The organism is Actinomadura sp. NPDC048394 (genome assembly GCF_040651755.1).
GTDB classification, from domain to species: domain Bacteria; phylum Actinomycetota; class Actinomycetes; order Streptosporangiales; family Streptosporangiaceae; genus Spirillospora; species Spirillospora montaniterrae.
The window spans coordinates 20,681-37,792 of sequence record NZ_JBEZJL010000044.1 but is presented as its reverse complement, the minus strand read 5'-3'; the positions used below and the strand labels follow the sequence as shown (position 1 = coordinate 37,792).

The following is a 17,112-nucleotide window of genomic DNA, read 5'->3' as shown; positions in this document are numbered from 1 at the left end:
GCCGGAAAGGACTTGATTGATGGCGATGGACCAAGAGCCCACCGCCGGACTGGATTTCTGGGAGACGCTCGGGGTCGGCGAGGAGTCCGGAGAACAGGCGCTGCCGGATCCGCAGGACAAGCGCGTTGCGGTCGCCAAGACCCAGCAGCTCCAAGACAAGCCACCGGGTGTCGTTGCTTTCGAAAAAGGGGAGATGGCGCCGTTGCCTGAGGATGAGTCGGCTCAAGCCGAGCCGATGCTCTCCCCGGACCCGTCCCAGGCTTTCGACGATCGTGAGGCGGTTACGGACGTGCAGCCCGAACGGGCCGCGTTGCTCTCAAGTGAGAACACAGCCGCGGCGGTCGAGGATCAGGAATCGTCCCAGCCGCCCGTTCGTCCTGCCCATGCGAGGGGCCCGGTCGTGGAGGGCCCTGGGTATCCCAATCCTTCGCCTCCTCCACCCAAACCCGACCTGAGCTGGGAGAGTGCCGCGCGGATGGCCGAGTCGATCAGGCCACGCCTCGGCCAGATGTGGCTCGACCTTCTCGTCCAGGAGGCCGGTGGCGACGAGGTCATGGGCCGCCGGGTGTACCACATCCTCGACGGCCAGCACCTGATCGGTGAATTGTGGCAGGACGAGGGCGTCGCCGAAATCCACGTCCGCGGCACCCGAGTCACGGTCTGCGACAAGCACGGCATCCGCGAGGTTCCCGGTTTCACCGAAACCGCCGTGGCCCGCAGGGCCGTTGATGCCGTGGAGGCGGCGAAGGACCGGATGGGGGCCGTGGTCACTCACGTCGGCGAGTCCGTCATCGTGAGCCGACGTGACGGCACGGGCTTGAGAGCGACCGACCTCGTCACGTCCGGTGTCGTCACCAATGACCACCTCGCCCAGGTCGAGAAGGCCCTGGCGCACATGGAGGCGGTGACAGTCGTGGGTCCGGCCGCCCGTATGGTGGTCCACGCCTTCGCTTCGCTCATCCCCCAGGGATGTCGTGTTTTCGAAGGGCCGTACGGGGTTCTGCCCGCTGGATGCGTGGCCGCGGCCAGCCCATTGGACGCCGATTACGTGATCGGTGTGCGCCCCGGGGCGCCGGCGGAGCCGATGGCGGCGGCCGGACAGATCGGCGCGCTCATCGCCAATCCTGAGACCGAGTTCCGCGCGGCCGTCCGGCTCGTCGTCTCGGGACGCTTCGCGTCCGTTCAGACGGTCACCCAGGTGGACGATCCTGCCGTTGCTGCGTCTGCGGACGGCTGAGCCGGGGCCGGAGGAAGTCCCCGACCCCGGCTCGGCGCTCCGGATCAGCCCACCACCGGGTCAGTCCACCGCCGGGGCGCGGTCGGCGACGGAGACCTTCAGCTGCGCTGAGTTGGTCAGTACGGTGCCGACCGGTGCTCCTCCCTGAGCGGCGTTCGTGACGACGACACGCTGGCCCAGGTACTGGTAGGTGTCCTCATCGAAAATGTACTCGTCGCGGATTCCGCTGTCGGGAGTGGTCAGCGCCACGGCGACGCCGGTCCGGCCCGCCGCGTCCACGGCGTGGCCGACGGTGGTCACGCCATGGATCGCGCCCGCGGCCCGGAACAACGCCGCCCGCTGCGCGGCGGGCATGTAGGCATCGCTGAGCATGTTTCCGACGTTCTGCCAGGCCACTACGTCGGCCTGTGGGCCTGTACCCAGGCCCGTGTACAGGTGCTGGTACATTTTCGCCGGGTCGGCCGGCAGGCGGCTCAGATAGGCGTAGTCGTTGCGGAGGTGCTCGGCGCGATTGTCGACGCCTCCGATCCTTTCCGGTGCGCTCCACCCGACCTTCCTGCGAGCTTCGGGCGGGATCGGCCAACCGGGGTACGGCTTCGGCGCCAGGACCTCCACTTGGGCGACGCCGCGCGTGGAGTGGCCTTCGACGGGCAGCCAGGTCTTGCTCTTCGTCCGCTCCAGATACCGCTCCTCGTGACCGCCCGTGCTGCCTTCGACGGGGTTCATGCTCCGCGACTCGAACACCAGGAACTGCCCGGGCTTGGGGTGGAGTTCCTGGGTCCTGGCCGCATTGTCTGCGGCTCGCTCGAGAACCTGCACCGACGCCACCGGCATCGTATGGACGATCGGGGAGGGCTCTGGGTCCCCGCCTGTGGTGACCACGACGGCCCCGGCCGCCACCGCGGCGGCGGCCAGACCGGCCCCGGCCAGGCCGATCCGGAGCCGGTGCCTCCGGGGCGCGCGCCTCGGAGCACGTGCGGTGGGACGTTCGGGACGCCGGGCCGTGTCCTGCAACACGCTCAGCAGCCGACGCTCCTCGGCGCGCACGTCGGCCATGCCGAGTTCCGGCACATCCGAGCGGAACCGCTCGAGCTCGGTCATCTCATTCATGGACGGGCTCCTCACAGACGAAGTTCACAGAAGGGGTCGCACCGAGTTGCTTTCGCAACTTGGTGCGGGCCCGGTTGATGCGGGACCGCACCGTGCCCACGCGCACGTTCAAGGCCTGTGCGGCTTCGGTGTAGCTGAGGTCACCCCAGGCCACGAGCAGCAGCGCGTCGCGGTGCCCGGCGGGAAGTCGGGCCAGCGCACCGGCCAGCGCCCGACGTGACGCCGCCGCGCTGAGCCGCTCGTCACTTCGCTCGGTGAACGAGGCCATGACCGGGTCGGTGCCCATCCGCTCCAGGACGCGCAGCTGCTGCACCTCCGTGCGCACATGCCGTCCCATCAGGTTGGTGGCGATCCCGTACAACCACGGCCGCGCGTTGGCGCGCGTCAGGTCGTACCGGTCCCGCTGACGGAATGCCGCCAGGAACGTCTCGGCCACGACGTCCTCAGCGGCATCGGCGCCCAGCCGGCGCATCACGTACCGCTTGATGTCCGGGGCGTACCGGCGGAAGACCTCGGCGAAGGCCTCGGGTTCCCGCCGCGACCGCTCGATGACGGACGCGTCATCGGCGTCCACCTCCCTCGACTCACTCATGCTCGGCCTCTCGGCGTCGGAACAGAACACCCCTTGTTGCCACCCCGCCCCCATCCAGTTCCCGCCGGGATGCCCAAGGCGGCTCGCTATCACTTGCCAGCTATAGGCGGAATGCACCGCAGCCATGCGACCCGCAGCCATCTGGCGGCGCCGCGCTTGACGATCATGACAACGTACGGACGGTCAGGCCTGTAACACGGAGCTGCTGCTCGGGAGGTCAATCGACAACCATCCGGCGCTACCGGCTTTTGGATTCCAGTCGATACCACAGAGCCGGTTCGCAGGGCCAGCCGCTACAGGTGGCCCTGCGAACCGTTCTGAACGAGCACTGCGGCGTCGTCAGCGTGGCGACCGAGTACTTGATAGTTCGGTAGAGGGGGCGTCAGAGGTGCAAATGTCGTTGCCCGGCACCGGGCTGCAGCGGCCATCCACTCTGAAGGCTGTGTCGGCCACGTCGGCTCCTAATGCGAACTCCGCCCGACCGCAGGACGCCCCGGGTGGGGAGCTCGGCGCCCAGGTGGTTGTGCCGGCACACCTGGCGCCGCCACCGACGAGCTCTCTGGGACTGGCAGGCTACGGCGGCCAAGGCCCCAACGTCTGGCTGTCTTCATGCCACGGGGGAGCCGGCACGTCCACGTTGGCCGCCCTCATCCCGCGAAGCATGAGTGCCGGACGGTACTGGCCGACCCCTTCGTCCCCTGGTCAGGCCAGCGTGCTCCTCGTCGCACGCAGCCATGCGTCCGGGCTCTGCGCGGCCCAGGCCGCCGCCCGCCAATGGGCTGCAGGCGTCCTCCCGAACGTCCGGCTTCTAGGGCTGGTAGTGATCGCCGACGCACCTGGAAAGCGTCCGAAGCCACTGAACGATCTCGTGCAGCTGATCTCCGGAGGCGTGCCACGGCTATGGCAGCTTCCGTGGGTGGAGGCCTTGCGGCTGGGCGCTCCCCTGGATCAGGTGAGGCTACCGTCCGCCTATTCACGATTGGTCAAGGACCTTGAGCGCATAATCTTCAGCGATCAGCATCATTAAAATTGCGCTCAGCTGGGGCGAGACAGAGTCGTCTTAACTCGAATGCAGCAAGCCCTGGAGAGGCCACTCGGACGAGCGTTTTACCTGGAAGAGTCGATTGAGATGCCAGCAAGAAAACCGGTGATCACCGGCAGAAGGCTGACCATCGTCAGCATAAGGATAATAATCCTTGCGGCAGGGGGCAATACCATTGGACTGCTCGTCCTCCTTTTTATGTTCATAGTCGTCCTGCTGGTCCTGCCGATCGGCAACCCTGGAATGCAGCAGGCCTGCGCATCACTTGACCATTCAGGGGGGATCAGGGTCGTGCCGACAACCGCGAAAATATCGAAAAACTACTCGGACTTCAAGGCTTACAAACCACTTTATGGGAGTGCCTGGAGGCATGGGATCCCATGGAAAAGTCTCGCTGGAGCCAGGCAAGTGGAAAGCGGACGCGGTACTTCTCCCCTGCCTGGCGCACACTCAGGTGTGAATACTTATGGCATCGCAAGTGGAGCTACCAAATTCTATGGTCCCACTTGGCGCGCGTATGGCGTTGACAAGCCAGAGCAGTTGCAGCTGGCCCCCAAGAAGAGTGGCACCCATGGGGTGACTTCGACAGCATATTCAATATCTCTCGTGGCGCCATCCGCAGGCCCCATACCCGAGAACTATTTTAAGCTCTACCGCAGCGCCGCAGCGGAATGGAATATACCATGGTACATCCTGGCCGGTATTGGCTGGATTGAAACTCAGCACGGCACACTCAAGGGGAGTGATGGGAAGCTCGCTCCGGGCGTTCGCTGGGGCACCGAGAACTTCGCCGGCGCAGGAGGGCCGATGCAGTTCTTGGCGCCGACGTGGAAAGGAGTAGGTCCAGTGGACGGAAACCATGACGGCCAGGTCAGTCGATGGGACCCCGCTGATGCGATCTTCACTGCAGCAAAGCTTCTCAAAGTACATATTCTCGGCAAGGACGCAGACCCGAAAATCCTGAAGAGCAGAATCTTGACAACAGGAGAATTGCGTTCCTCAATATTTTCCTACAACCATTCACAGATCTATGTGAATGATGTCATCACGGCGGCAAATCAATACGCCAAGAAATATGCTCTTGGGTCACCCAATTATGCCGATAAAGGCTGCACATCCACTGGGCTTTCCGGAATCGGAGGAGGTTCTCTCGGTGGAAAGATGGCCGCTTTTGCTGCGAAATACACGATGAGGAACAAGGATGCGCCACCTGTGCAAGACCGAGTCGACTCCGTCCCCATTCCATATGTTTGGGGCGGAGAATCACTTAGTGAAGGAGGTTTTGATTGCTCCGGCCTAGTGGTGTTTACCGTCAAAACGGTGACGGGCAATAAAATCAAGATCCCTCGAACAAGTCAATCCATGTGGAATAGCAACATCGGAACTAAAATCACAAACCTCGACCGACTGCTCCCGGGTGATTTGGTATTTTTCCACATGAATGGCGAGAAGGGGAAGTCCGGCCCGGCACATGTCGGCATCTATTACGGGCCATACAATGGCAAGCGATGGGTCGTCGAAGCTCCACACTCGGGCGCTTTCGTTCGCTTCAATACCTTGGATGAGATGTCAAAAATGGGCTATGTGGGAGCGATTCGCATTGCGCAGTCTCCCTCTGTGCATGCATTGGCTCCGCTAGGAGCAGAATCGTCGGCGGCGGTGTGAGATGACCCGCGTCTTGGCGAAGCGAATCTGCTTGGCATTCAGCGTTATATCTGCTTCCGCCTTGGCAACCGGCTGTGGTGGCGGGAAGGGTCATAAATCGGCTGGGCAGGCCTCTGCGCGGCCATCTCATCCGGTTGTGAAGAGCCTTATTCCGACGGTCAGCGTCTCACCGTCACCATCACGAAGTCCTCGAATACCCGGCGGGTTGCCGGATCCGCGCCGGGTCGATCTCAAGGACGCGACGGCGGTGTCAAGGGCGGCGTTGATCCTCATGTACACGGTCGACAGCTCCACCGACGCCGGATTGCGGGATGCGCGACTACGCGCGGCACGGTACTTGACCCCTGCCCTCTGGGCGAGAATCAAGGCGGAACCTGTGCAGTACGTCCCAGATGAATGGCGGCGGCACCGAGTTTACCTCTCGGTACGGCTTAGGCCGCTCGTCCGGGAGGCCGGGGCGCCGTCCGACGGACCGACTGCCGCTTATCGCCAATGGGAGATGACCACACTCCCTACGGGGAGAGATCACTGGAAGGGCAGGGTTGCCAAGAAGGTGGCCTACGTAACTCTTGCCAGGTCTGCCCAGAGCGGTCCCTGGCAGGTCTCAACTATTACCGTCCAGGACGCCATGTAGCTTCCCCGAAAACCAAAAAATGGCTCGCATTTCGAGGTAGGGATTCTTGTGAGTAGTAGCGACGACGACGAGGTTTATGCGGTCTTCATCGGCGCGGCTCTTCTTGTCAGTGTGCTCGGCTTGGCGGGCGGATTCCTTACCTGGCTGGCGGGGCAGGTGTCCGGGGTGATCGCGGGTGGCGGGTGGCCGGACTCGAACCCCTCGGACTTCGCGGAAATCGCGTTTCGATTCTTGCGGAATCCCAGTAATCCGCGGGCGGCGTGGCCGACCGGGGCGGCGGGTGCGGTGGGGCCCGCCTCAGTATTCTTCGTTTTGTTGTTCGTGTTCCTCGTAGCCCTTGCGGGAGGGCTCTACTTCGGCATTCGGCTGGTTCTGAATGTGCGGCGGCGGCGGCCGGTTCGGCGGCTGCGGCTTGGGTTCGCGTCCGGGTGGGAGGTCCGCAAACTACTCAGCGCCCGAACCGTGCTTAGCAAGGCGTATCAAGTCCGGCCGTCCTTCCAGAGCCGGCCTTTGCGGGAAGTGAAGCCCGAGGAAGTCGGTTTCTATATCGGGCGGGACATCAGGTCCCGGCGGAAGCTGTACACGTCCCTTGAAGACATGATGATCGTGGTCGCGGCACCGCGGCAGGGGAAGGACGTGCACTTCGTCACGCCTTTCACAATCGACGCCCCTGGTCCCTGCATCGTCACCTCCAGTCGGCGGGAGACGTTCGTCAACACCGCCATGGTGCGGGCGCAGTACGGCGAGGTGCACGTCTTCGATCCGTTCAACTGGACGGCGTGGCCGCATCGGATGCGCTGGAACTTTTTGGACGGATGCGAGGACACCAACGTCGCCGCGGTCAGGTCCGGCACGCTCGTCGCCACCAGCGGCCTCGATATGGCGAGAGAGGGGGCCCAGGGGCTCGGCGGTGTGATCACGGTCATCCGCTGCCTGTTGCACGCGGGCGCGATCGGCGGCCTCACCATTCGCGAGGTGGTGCGCTGGGTTTACGAGGCGAACACGGACGAGGCGATGGACATCCTGCGTCAGGGCGAACGCGACGGCAGGGTCGCCCCAGGATATTCGGCGCAACTGGAGTTCAACCGGCGGGACGAGCGCCTCTGGTCCGGGGTGATGCAGGTGATGAGTTGCTTCTCGATCGGCGACATCCTCGACGACCTCTCTCCGTCCCCCGGTGAGGTGTTCAATTACAAGGAGTTCCTCAAGGGCCGCAACACCCTGTACTTCGTCAGCAAGCAGCAGATCGACCACGGAGGGATCGCCCCGATCGTCACCACGATCGTCGAACAGTTCTTCAGGTCGGCACGCGGTGCGGCGATGAAGAACCCGACCAGCCGCCTCGACCCGCCGCTCACCTTCGAGTTGAACCAGGTGACCGACATCTGCCCCATCGGGGGCCTCCCCACGTACATGGGAGAGTCCGGCGGTTACGGCATCACCATCCACGCCTATCTGACGTCGCTTGCGGACGCGCGGGCCAAGTGGGGGACGGAGGGCGCCGCACGTCTGTGGGACAATGCCACCTTCCGGGTCATCTCAGGCGGCACCGGTACCGCAAAGGACCTGGCGGAGCTCTCCGATCTCGTCGGCAAGCAGCACGGGGAGCCCGCGCTGCGCCCCGAGGAGATCCGGACCATGCCCTTCGGCCGCGCGGCCCTCGTCGCGGGCACGGCCCGTCCCGTCGAGATGTGGCTCACGCCGTGGTGGAAGCGGAAGGACCGGGACCAGATCGCGGCGGGCAAGCAGGCCGTCGAGGAACTGATCCGGATGCAGGCCGCCGGCCAAACGCCGAGTTCCCCCGCCCCGGCCACGCCGAACGTTGACACCGTTCCCACGGTCACCCCGAACGCCGAGACCGCTCCCCTGCTGACCACCACAGACGACGAGGATCCCTGGCCCTCCTTGTGACACGAGCGATGTCGTTGTTCAGGCCGCTACCGCGGCGTTCTGCGCTGCTCCGGCTGAACCGGCAGCAGCATCCGAACGGCAGTTCCTTCGGCAAAGCAGCCGAGGACTCAGGCCTGCCGCGGCCTGGATACCGACACCGTCAGCTCTGACGGCCGGAGGATGCGGCGGCCCGCGCCTGGAACCAACGCCGCTCGGCGCTACGCTCCTTTACCGGTTGGGCGTCTGGCCGCCGGCACCACCCGGCGGCTGCCTCCATGGCTCGTCGGCGAGGTCACCTCAGGACCGCTGGCCGACCGCCGCACCGCCCCGGCCCGAAGCCCCGCAGCCGCCGACCTCTGCCCGCACACCGGCCGCAGCCTCTGGCTTATTCAGCCGTGTCCGTTAGATTTCGTGATCGCTCCCGTGGTTTTGTTCGGGGGAACTGACCGCACTTGTTCGTGAGTTTTGACCGCGCTTGGGTGCCGTAATCGACCCCGTCTAACAGGGCTTCTTCGTGCCACCCCGCCGGACACTCACATCGCGATCACGCCGTGATAGGTGTCCGTCCATACGGGTGAAATGAGTCACCGAACCGGCCGTGAAGGTAAAGCATCATAACCTGCATGACCTGGATCAGAATCCTGCAGCCATTGCAGTGGTCACGGCGATGGCGGTGGCTCGTGGCGCTGTCCCTAGCTCCCGTCCTGGTGGCGGCGGTGGCGATGGCGGTGGCGTACGGGACGGCCGGCGGCTGGTACGGCGTGAATGTGATGCTGCGCCGCGGCGCCAGCACCTGGGTCGACGTATCCCCGGACGATTCTCGGTTGTCCCCAGGGATCCGGCTGTCGCTGGCCGGGCAGCGCACGCCCGACCCGGCCGAACCGGTGCGTTGGCGCCAGGTGGCGGCGGGGTTGGAAGTCGCCGAGTTGCCCGTCCGGGTGGGCGGGCAACCCGTGGACGCCTTGTTGCTCAGCCGGATCGACCCGGCCCGCTACCGGTTCCGGGTTCTCAACCGCCCGGCCGGCGACCGGGACGTCGGCGACTGGATGGCGGCTACCGGGGCGTCGCTGGTCGTCAACGGCAGCTACTATGGCCACGACGGGACGCCGGACACCCCCGTGATCAGCGACGGCCGCCGACTCGGCCCTGCGTCGTACCAGGCCACGCACGGGGCGTTCCTGGCCGACGGGCCCGGTGGCTCGGGCAGCGCCCGCTTGGTGGACCTTGCCGGCCTCGACTGGCGGCAGGTCACCGACGGCGCGAGCCAGGCGATGGTGTCCTATCCGATGCTGCTGGGAGCCGACGGGCGCGGCCGGACCGCCGGCGAAGACGAGCGGTGGCTGGCCAACCGCAGCTTCCTCGGTCAGGACCGCGCTGGGCGGATCATCGTCGGCACCACCCGTGACGCCTATTTCTCCCTGCCCTCGCTCGCCGCGTTCCTCCCCCGCACCGAGCTCGACCTGCGCCTCGCCCTGAACCTTGACGGCGGGCCGGTCGCCTGCCAGAAGGTATCGGCCAGCGGATACCAACGGGACTTCTGCGGGCGCTACGAGATGGCCGTGCACGGCGACCACCTTCAGTTGCTGCGGCCACTGTTCGACTACCGGGGCTGGGCCCTGCCGATGGCCCTGGTGGCCGTCCCGCGTTGAACCACCCCTCAAGGGCGAAGGCGGCGTGAACTGCAGGAGCTCGGCGAGTTCGATGGCGTCGGCGGTGTCGAGGCTGATGGCGGGCATGGCCGCTGGTCAAGCTTGCTGGCTCGCGCGGGTTTGGGCGAGGCGGTAGGAGTCGGTGCTGGTCTCGATGATGTTGCCGCCGAAGGTGAGCGGGGCGACGATGGCGGCGCAGAGGCGGGGGTCAGTGAAGGTCTTGTCCAGCCGCCGAAGCTTTCGTTGGAGACGATGGCGGCGCTGGCTCTTTCCTCGCGTTCGGTGAGGACCTGGAAGAGCAGGTCGGCACCGCGTTTGTCGAGCTCCATGTGTCAGGTCGGGGACGAGACGCCGTGCACCCTTTCAGGTGTCGGTCTCCTCGTCCCCGCCTGCCGAGCGGGCGTGCCCGTCCGGCAGGGCCTCGACGAGTTCGTTGACGAGCTTAGCCGCCAAGGTGGCAGCGGATGCGGTAGCGGGCGTACCGGGCGGCGAACCGGTCCGCGAACGGGCTGGCAATGACCATCGCGAGCGCGGCAGCAAGGTCTGTACCTCAGTTCGCAGGATCGAGCTGCCCTGGACGTCGACGAAGAACTGGGAGCCCGTAGGGTGAGCGCCCCCCACTCCCAGTACGTACAGGACCGTTCCCGGGACGTCGATCAGCGGCGCGCTAGGGCTGCGAGGACTCGCCCAGCGCGCGCAGGCCGGCGACCAGCAGGACCGTGCCGATGGGCGCCGAACGCATGGTCTCGTCGGGAGCGCCAGCCGGGATGACCGCCTCGACCGCCAGCTGAGGGCTATCGCGCCAACGCCAACGTGCACCCACCACCGAACCCGCATCACGGTAGCCTGACCTGCCGCGCCAGGGCATACGCCTCCGGGGAGACCGCTGCCCCCTGACGCCGCCGATGATCGTCACCAGTTTGTGTGACCTCTCGATGCCGGATGCGCCTCAGTGCTTGCGGTCGAGGTGGTTACCCGGACGGTCGGGGCCGTGACCAACTGTGCGACGACGGACGAATCTCTGCGAACAGGTGATGCCTCTGTGGGTGCGGGGGCCGTCCACAGCACCACCGGTTCAACCGGCGTCGCGCAACGAACGGCAGGTGAACGACCGGCTGCGGATGCGGGAGACCACGAGAAGAAGGAAGATGGCTGCAGGCTCCGCACACGTGCCCGTCACGTTTCATCCCACAGAGGGCTCCATGAGACGCTCCCAGCCGGCGACCCAGGTCAGGACCTGGTTCACACGCCCCCCTTCGACGACGACTTCGATCGTGGCCTTCGCGGCCCCACTGGGTTTCTGCCTGGCCGAGGGCACCGTCGTGGTACTGGTCGGAGCCGGGATGGTGCTGCTGGGTAAGGCACTGGTCCTCCGCAGAGCGCCGCGACAGTCCGTCCTCGATGCCATCGATACGATGCTCGCGCTCTTGATCGCCGACATCATGGTGAGTTCCGCGGGTCTCCCCTCCGTGGATCCGACCACCGCACAGATCGGCGTTCTCGCCGTCGCCGCCATGGCGATCGACGCCATCATCAGCCGCTCAGTGCGGGCGGCATTGATCGGCGAGGGGCTCGCCAGAGCCGGCTTCGCCGTCGCGTTTGCCATTCTGGTGCTTGAGGCACTGCAAAGCGGGCAGCTGATATGGGGACTGCTGGCTCTGATCCCCGGAAGCGCGCACTACCTGGACACCCGTGTCCTGCTGACCCGCGAGAGCGCGCTCAGCACCGCGCAGCAACTGCTCAGGCTTCCCAACCTGATCGCCGTGCAGCGGACCACCGTCGCGGATCTGGTCCCCTTCGTGGACGACCTTCGGCGCATCCTGGGCTCGGACGTGCTGTGGATGCACACGACTCTTCCGTCCGGGACCGTGCTGGTCGAGGCATCCGCCCACGGCACCGTCCAATGCAGGCCGGACGACGACCTCGGGTTCACGCGGCCCGCCCGGCCGGAACGGCCTCAGATCCTCAAGCGTGAAACCCTGCCGCCCGGCTGGCGCGCTGCCGTCTACGTTCCGCTCTCTGCTCCTGACGGACGGGACGCCGGATACCTGCTGCTGGGCTGGACCCGGCGGACCGGACCGTATCTGGCACGCTGGATGGTCGCCGGCCTCCTGGGCGGGGCGATGACAAGCACTGGCCGCGCCTTGGGCGCCTTCTGGGCCAACGTCTGGGCCGCCCACGATCTCGAGAGCGAGCGTTCCAGGCTCAGTGCGGCCATCGATCACTCCGACGTCGCCATCCTCGCCCTTGAGCCGTCCGGCCGTGTGGTGGTCTGGAACGCTGCGATGGCCGGGCTGACCGGCACGCCCACCGCCGACGCCCTGCAGCGGAGGCCCGAGGAGCTGTTCACGCTGACCGACGAGGACGGCTCGATGCTGGACCTCGTGAACGGAGTGAACGGCAGCGCCCGGCTGACCATGCCGACCGGCCGTTCGCTCTGGGTCGAGATCTCCTCATCGACCCCGGACGATGTGCGCGCGTCCGGACTCCGCACCGCAGTGTTCGTGGACAAGTCCGCGATCCGTCAACTGGAGTACATGCGGCATCTTCTCCTGGCATCGGTCCACCACGAGCTGCACGGTCCGCTCACCAGCATCAGCGGTCATGCCCAACTGCTGGGCACCGTCGTCAGCGACGAGGCCGAGGCGGCCTCGCTGACGGCCATCACCGACGCCGTCGAGATCATGCACCACGTCATCGCGGATCTCGTCCTGGTACTCGGCGAGGACCCCTCCGCCCGACCGGCCGCGGCGAGGGAGCCCGTCGATCTGCCGTCCCTGCTGCGGAGGACGCTGCAGATCCTTCCGTCGGTGGCGGCCCGCACGACCACCGTCACGCCGGCGAAAATGATCGTGCATGGCGATCCCGTCCGGCTTCGCCAGTGCCTGCTCTTGGTGCTCGGCAACGCGGAGAAGTACGCTCCCGACGGCAAGATCACCGTGACCCTGCACAGGGAAGGCGACCACGGCGTGATCTCCATCGCGGACGAAGGACCCGGGATCCCCGAGGACGAACGCCGGTTGGTCCTCAAGCCCTACTATCGATCGGCCGCCACCCAGGACCTGCCCGGGTCGGGTATGGGCCTGCACATCGCCGAGGTGATGATGGCAGTCATGGGTGGAGAGATCCAGCTGGTCGACGCGCCGTCGGGTGGCCTCCAGGTGGACCTGCGGCTTCCGCTCGCGACCGGGGACGGATGCCGCGGAGGAGACCATCCGGAGGACTGCCGAACCTGACCGTGATCGTTGTTCAGTTGCCGGCGAGTTCGGAAAGGACCTGACGCAGTTCCACGAGGTCGAAAGGCTTGCCGAGAACGCGGGTCAGCGTCCCGTCGTCGAGGTCGCGAGAGGTGCTAGCGGCCGCCGTCAGCATGAGCACGGGCAGTGCAGCGGTCCGGGCGTCACCGCGGAGCCGGGTCAGCAGGTCCGCGCCGTCCATATCGGGAAGCATGCGGTCCAGGATCAACATCTGCGGCGGGGTGGCGCCGGTGAGTTCGCGCCATCCGTTCGTGCCGTTCTCGGCGACGACGGGCTCGTGCCCGTCGCGCTCCAGGACGGTGTGGAGCAACTGACCAACCCGGGAGTCCTCAACGATGAGTACCCGCATGTTCTCGCCCTCTGCGTCCGGAGAAGCTGCCGTTCTGGTGGAAACCTCCCAAGGGAGCGTACCAGCGCTGCCCGCACCGCCTTCAGCCGTCAGCCGAGGTGGACGGAGCCAGCGGGAGTCGCCCGCGTTCTGCCACTCGGCTTTCGATCACTGTGGCCGCGCAGATAACATGTGGTCGTGGCTCGGGTACTGGTGGTGGATGATGATCCACGGCTGGTGAAGGTCGTGCGAAGCCTTCTGCGAAAGCACAACCACCTGGTGGAGTCGGTGCCCAACGGAGAGCTGGCGCGCCAGGTGCTGCGCCGTGGGGATGTCGACATCGCCCTGCTGGACGTCAACCTCCCGGATGTCAACGGTCTCTCCCTCGTCCTCCAGCTCCGCGAGGAAGGCAATGACATACCCGTGATCCTGCTGACGGCCCGTACCGAGGTGCACGACCAGGCTCTCGGGCTGCGGCTCGGCGGGGACGACTATGTCGCCAAGCCGTTCGAGCCCGAAGTGTTGCTCGCGAGAATCGAGGCCGTGCTGCGGCGCGCTGCAGGGGGCACCTCCCAGCGGGCCGAAAGCCCGCGTGGAGACCTGCTGGAACTCCCGCCCGTGAAGATCGATCTCGCCGCACGCCAGGTGTTCAAGGACGGAGAACTGGTGCGCCTCGCCCCCATGGAGTACGCCGTCCTGGAGTTCTTGGCGACGAACCGCGGCCGGGCGGTCTCCAAAGAGGAACTCATGCTGCACGTGTGGGGAACAAGCCGAGGCGTCTCCCGGACACTGGCCGAGCACATCTCGAGGTTGCGCCGCAAGCTGGGCGATGGCCTGATCGTGACCCAGACGGGCTACGGATACCTCATCCCTGCGAGACCGGATGATTCCGCAGCCACAGGTCGGTGACGAGGATCCCCTCGTCTTCCAGCCGCGACCACATCTGGTGGCCGTGAGCCTGCATGGCCGTGCACCAGCGGGCCAGCCCGAGGTCACTGCCTAACCCGTTCTCCACCTGCGTGGGCCAGGGGAGGCCGACCCGCGCCCGAGCGCGTTCGAGAGCGGGACGCGGCAGACCGGCGGACGTCGAACGCACGGTATGGATGGTGAAGTCCCCCTGCCGCCGCTCGGAGACCTGCTGATCGGTGAGTGCGCCCATGAGAGCGGCGTGGGTGCTGAGGGTATCGGCGACGATCCGGGCGGCGGACACCTCCATCATCTGCGCCTCTTCCACCTCTGTGAGCAGCCGCGCCAGCCCGTCGATGGCGGAACCGAGCATCTCGGAGTCCTCGGCCATCCCGGCCGCTTCGTCCAGGAGTCCGGCGGTGACGGAGGCGACGGTGATCTCGCCCGCCATGCGGTGACCGAGTCCTCGCGCGAACCGCTCGTGCCACTGCCCCGAGCCTGTCCCGCCGACCCGGCTGAAGACCATCGCGGAGGTCTCATTCAGCGGAACGGCGGTAAGAGAGCCGCTCGTGAACGTCGTCTGCCAGGTCAATGCCTGGCCTGCGACGACCAGGGAATCCCGATCCAGGGCAGCATCGCCCGCACCGATCAGCTCCTCCACACCACCAGGCGGCGTTCCCGCCTGCGCCTGGACCAACGCGAAACCCATTGAACCGTTTTACCTCAGCACCCGGCGGTGGAGGGCTGATCCGGACCAGCTACGTCAGGCTCCCCGCGCGTGCCGGTGGTAGCCCCTCGCGACGCCGATACCGACCCGACGAGCGGTGAGCGCGGCCCTGGACCGCCGGAATCGTCCGTTGAATCTCCGTTTGCTCTCGGGCTCGCGGGTGTGCGGTGTCGCCGCCCGTCCCCACCAGAACGCTTAACCTCCGCCATGCCCTCTAAAGTCCGTGCGCGCACGGATCGGCAAGCTGTTTCGCTCAAGCCCGTGTCGTTCGGCCAATTCGCACACTACAACCGCACCGCGGGGACACCGGCGCATCAACGTGCCGCCTACTAGCGATCAATAACGTGTCAACGGAATACGGCGGCGGCCCTGATCCGGCCACGCCTGTAGACCTTAGCGAAGGCCTCCTACCTGGACATACGGCTACTCCCCTGACCTACCGCTTGAGAATCCCGAACGTTTTCCGCCGTCGGCCACCGTCATCGGCCTGTCAACGACCTCTTTTCCGCACCGACCGTTATTAGAGATCGTCACCTCGCAGCTTGCGTGGAGAACAAGCCAGGGAGAGAGTGAGATGGACATCGCGCAGCCGACCGGTGACGGACGTCCCGCCACCCAACTCCACAGCCGGAACGACGAACTCTTCGCCCGCCGGAAAGAGCTCTCGGATCGCATCGCCGAGCTGCGGGCCAAGGCCGAAGCCGGTGACCTCGACGAGGTGTCCGAGGCGGCATTGCGGCGGGACGAGCGCGAGCTGGACGATCTGACGTCCGAGATCATGGCCGCCAACTACGGTCTCGTGCGGCGGTATGTCGCCATGTTCACCTCCAGGTCCAGTCAGCACAGTGAGGATTTTCAGAGCGCCGGCAAGGTCGGGTTGCTCTGGGCCATCGCGTCCTACGATCCCGCGCGGGGCTCGTTCGCCAGTTGGGCGTTCAAGCCGATCCAGCGCGAGGTGCTGCGGGCCGTCCGGGACGCCGATCACCCCAATCTCAACCTCAGCGACTTCGAGAAGCGCCCGGCCATCCTCGCCGCCGAGCGCGCCTTCCTGGAGGACCACGGAGCCGACGCGGTCTGCGATCACGCCGAGATCGCCAGGCGAGCGGGAGTCACCGAGGCCCAGGTCCACCGAGTCCTGGATGCGCCTCGCCTGGAGAGCCTCCAAGCGCCGATCGGCGGGCAGGGGGAGGACACGATTCCCTGGGAGGACCGTCTCCCCGATCCGTCCTCGAGCATCGAGGACCAGGTGCAACTCCGGTTCCACCTGCGTGCGCTCATCAATCACGGACTGCCGAACCTCAACACACGCGAACTGTACGTGCTGACCCGCCGATTCGGCCTGGATGGGGAGGAGGAACAGCCGCTGCGCGTCATCGGTGAACAGCTCGGGCTGTCTCGTGAAGGAGTTCGCCAAATACAGCAGAAGGCTCTGGCCAAGCTCAACGAGCCCATCGCCGACGCCGTCTGAGGGAATGCGCCATGACCAGGATTCCGGGCACGACAACAATCCCGCTGGCGGACGAGAAGGCTTGCTACGTCCTGTTCCACCAGCCCACCATGGGGCTCGTACGCGCCGCCGAGGGCCTCCTGAGCGCGGCTCTCGCGGGGTGGGCGGTGAAGAACTTCCGCGTCACCGTGGCCGCGGAGGTCGCCGTCAGCGAACTGGTGGGTGAGGCGGTGTGCGGCATGCGGGCCGCGGGCCGGGCGGACGAGCTGGAGGTCGCGATCCGGCTCATCCACCGCCAGGACGGGCGATACGTCCGTATCGAGATCTTCGACAAAGTCCCGGCACGGCACGCTCACAGGGCCGGCTCGGCGGACTTCGCCGACCTCGACCTGCCGAACACCGCGTTCGGCCGTCACTCGATGGACGACGGTTCGTGGACGTGGGCCGAAATCAACCTCGACCGATAGCGGGCGAACACGCTGCCCTTGCCGCCGGTCGGCGCCCCTGCGGGTCACCGTCCCGGAGGCTTCAGGCGGGGCTCGGAACCGGCCGCCTGCCGCAGCCCTTCCCGCAGGATCATCTTGGCTGCGGCAGGGTCGTGCAGGTAAAGCGCACGGACGGTGTGAGC

The 17,112-nt window shown here is 66.2% G+C and carries 13 protein-coding genes; 9 read left to right on the top strand and 4 right to left on the bottom strand.

What is annotated here, in order from left to right; all coding sequences use genetic code 11:
• Positions 1 to 19: 19 nt before the first annotated feature.
• Positions 20 to 1,237, top strand: a complete 1,218-nt coding sequence (locus AB0C78_RS29570) for a hypothetical protein (RefSeq protein ID WP_151599978.1) — start codon at positions 20 to 22, stop codon at positions 1,235 to 1,237.
• Positions 1,238 to 1,297: 60 nt separating this feature from the next.
• On the opposite strand, the gene AB0C78_RS29565 is transcribed toward AB0C78_RS29570, so the two are convergent.
• On the bottom strand, positions 1,298 to 2,347 hold the full coding sequence (locus AB0C78_RS29565; protein ID WP_236010060.1) for a CU044_5270 family protein: 1,050 nt from the start codon (positions 2,345 to 2,347) through the stop codon (positions 1,298 to 1,300).
• On the bottom strand, positions 2,340 to 2,939 hold the full coding sequence (locus tag AB0C78_RS29560) for an RNA polymerase sigma factor (protein ID WP_151599977.1): 600 nt from the start codon (positions 2,937 to 2,939) through the stop codon (positions 2,340 to 2,342). Before AB0C78_RS29560 ends, AB0C78_RS29565 begins: the two co-directional genes overlap by 8 nt.
• Positions 2,940 to 3,333: 394 nt before the next feature.
• On the opposite strand from AB0C78_RS29560, the gene AB0C78_RS29555 reads away from it, so the two are divergent.
• The 5 genes from AB0C78_RS29555 to AB0C78_RS29535 all read left to right on the top strand — a co-directional run bounded on the left by AB0C78_RS29555 (position 3,334) and on the right by AB0C78_RS29535 (position 13,055).
• A complete protein-coding gene (locus AB0C78_RS29555; RefSeq protein ID WP_360753999.1) occupies positions 3,334 to 3,966 on the top strand; it encodes a DUF6668 family protein in 633 nt (210 codons plus the stop codon).
• Between the two features lie 42 nt (positions 3,967 to 4,008).
• Positions 4,009 to 5,646 (top strand): NlpC/P60 family protein, encoded by a 1,638-nt coding sequence (locus tag AB0C78_RS29550; RefSeq protein ID WP_360753996.1) that lies wholly within the window; start codon positions 4,009 to 4,011, stop codon positions 5,644 to 5,646.
• A gap of 682 nt (positions 5,647 to 6,328) precedes the next feature.
• A complete protein-coding gene (locus tag AB0C78_RS29545; protein WP_360753993.1) occupies positions 6,329 to 8,191 on the top strand; it encodes a TraM recognition domain-containing protein in 1,863 nt (620 codons plus the stop codon).
• 602 nt (positions 8,192 to 8,793) lie between these two features.
• Entirely contained in the window at positions 8,794 to 9,819 is a 1,026-nt protein-coding gene (locus AB0C78_RS29540; protein WP_360753991.1) for a phosphodiester glycosidase family protein, read from the top strand.
• 1,274 nt (positions 9,820 to 11,093) lie between these two features.
• The gene (locus AB0C78_RS29535) at positions 11,094 to 13,055 is read left to right on the top strand and encodes a PAS domain-containing sensor histidine kinase (protein ID WP_360753989.1); all 1,962 of its coding nucleotides are present in this window, start codon (positions 11,094 to 11,096) and stop codon (positions 13,053 to 13,055) included.
• Positions 13,056 to 13,068: 13 nt separating this feature from the next.
• Here the strand turns inward: AB0C78_RS29535 and AB0C78_RS29530 are convergent, their stop codons facing one another.
• On the bottom strand, positions 13,069 to 13,425 hold the full coding sequence (locus AB0C78_RS29530; protein WP_360753986.1) for a response regulator: 357 nt from the start codon (positions 13,423 to 13,425) through the stop codon (positions 13,069 to 13,071).
• Between the two features lie 177 nt (positions 13,426 to 13,602).
• Here AB0C78_RS29530 and AB0C78_RS29525 point away from each other — a divergent pair, with 177 nt between their 5' ends.
• Positions 13,603 to 14,313 (top strand): response regulator transcription factor, encoded by a 711-nt coding sequence (locus AB0C78_RS29525; RefSeq protein WP_160573981.1) that lies wholly within the window; start codon positions 13,603 to 13,605, stop codon positions 14,311 to 14,313.
• Here the strand turns inward: AB0C78_RS29525 and AB0C78_RS29520 are convergent.
• The gene (locus tag AB0C78_RS29520; protein WP_360753983.1) at positions 14,270 to 15,019 is read right to left on the bottom strand and encodes a hypothetical protein; all 750 of its coding nucleotides are present in this window, start codon (positions 15,017 to 15,019) and stop codon (positions 14,270 to 14,272) included. The two genes, AB0C78_RS29525 and AB0C78_RS29520, sit on opposite strands and share 44 nt — an antisense overlap.
• A gap of 592 nt (positions 15,020 to 15,611) precedes the next feature.
• Between AB0C78_RS29520 and AB0C78_RS29515 the strand changes: the two genes are divergently transcribed.
• The gene (locus tag AB0C78_RS29515) at positions 15,612 to 16,505 is read left to right on the top strand and encodes a sigma-70 family RNA polymerase sigma factor (protein ID WP_360753981.1); all 894 of its coding nucleotides are present in this window, start codon (positions 15,612 to 15,614) and stop codon (positions 16,503 to 16,505) included.
• 11 nt (positions 16,506 to 16,516) lie between these two features.
• Positions 16,517 to 16,951, top strand: a complete 435-nt coding sequence (locus tag AB0C78_RS29510) for a hypothetical protein (protein ID WP_151599967.1) — start codon at positions 16,517 to 16,519, stop codon at positions 16,949 to 16,951.
• Positions 16,952 to 17,112: the final 161 nt, after the last annotated feature.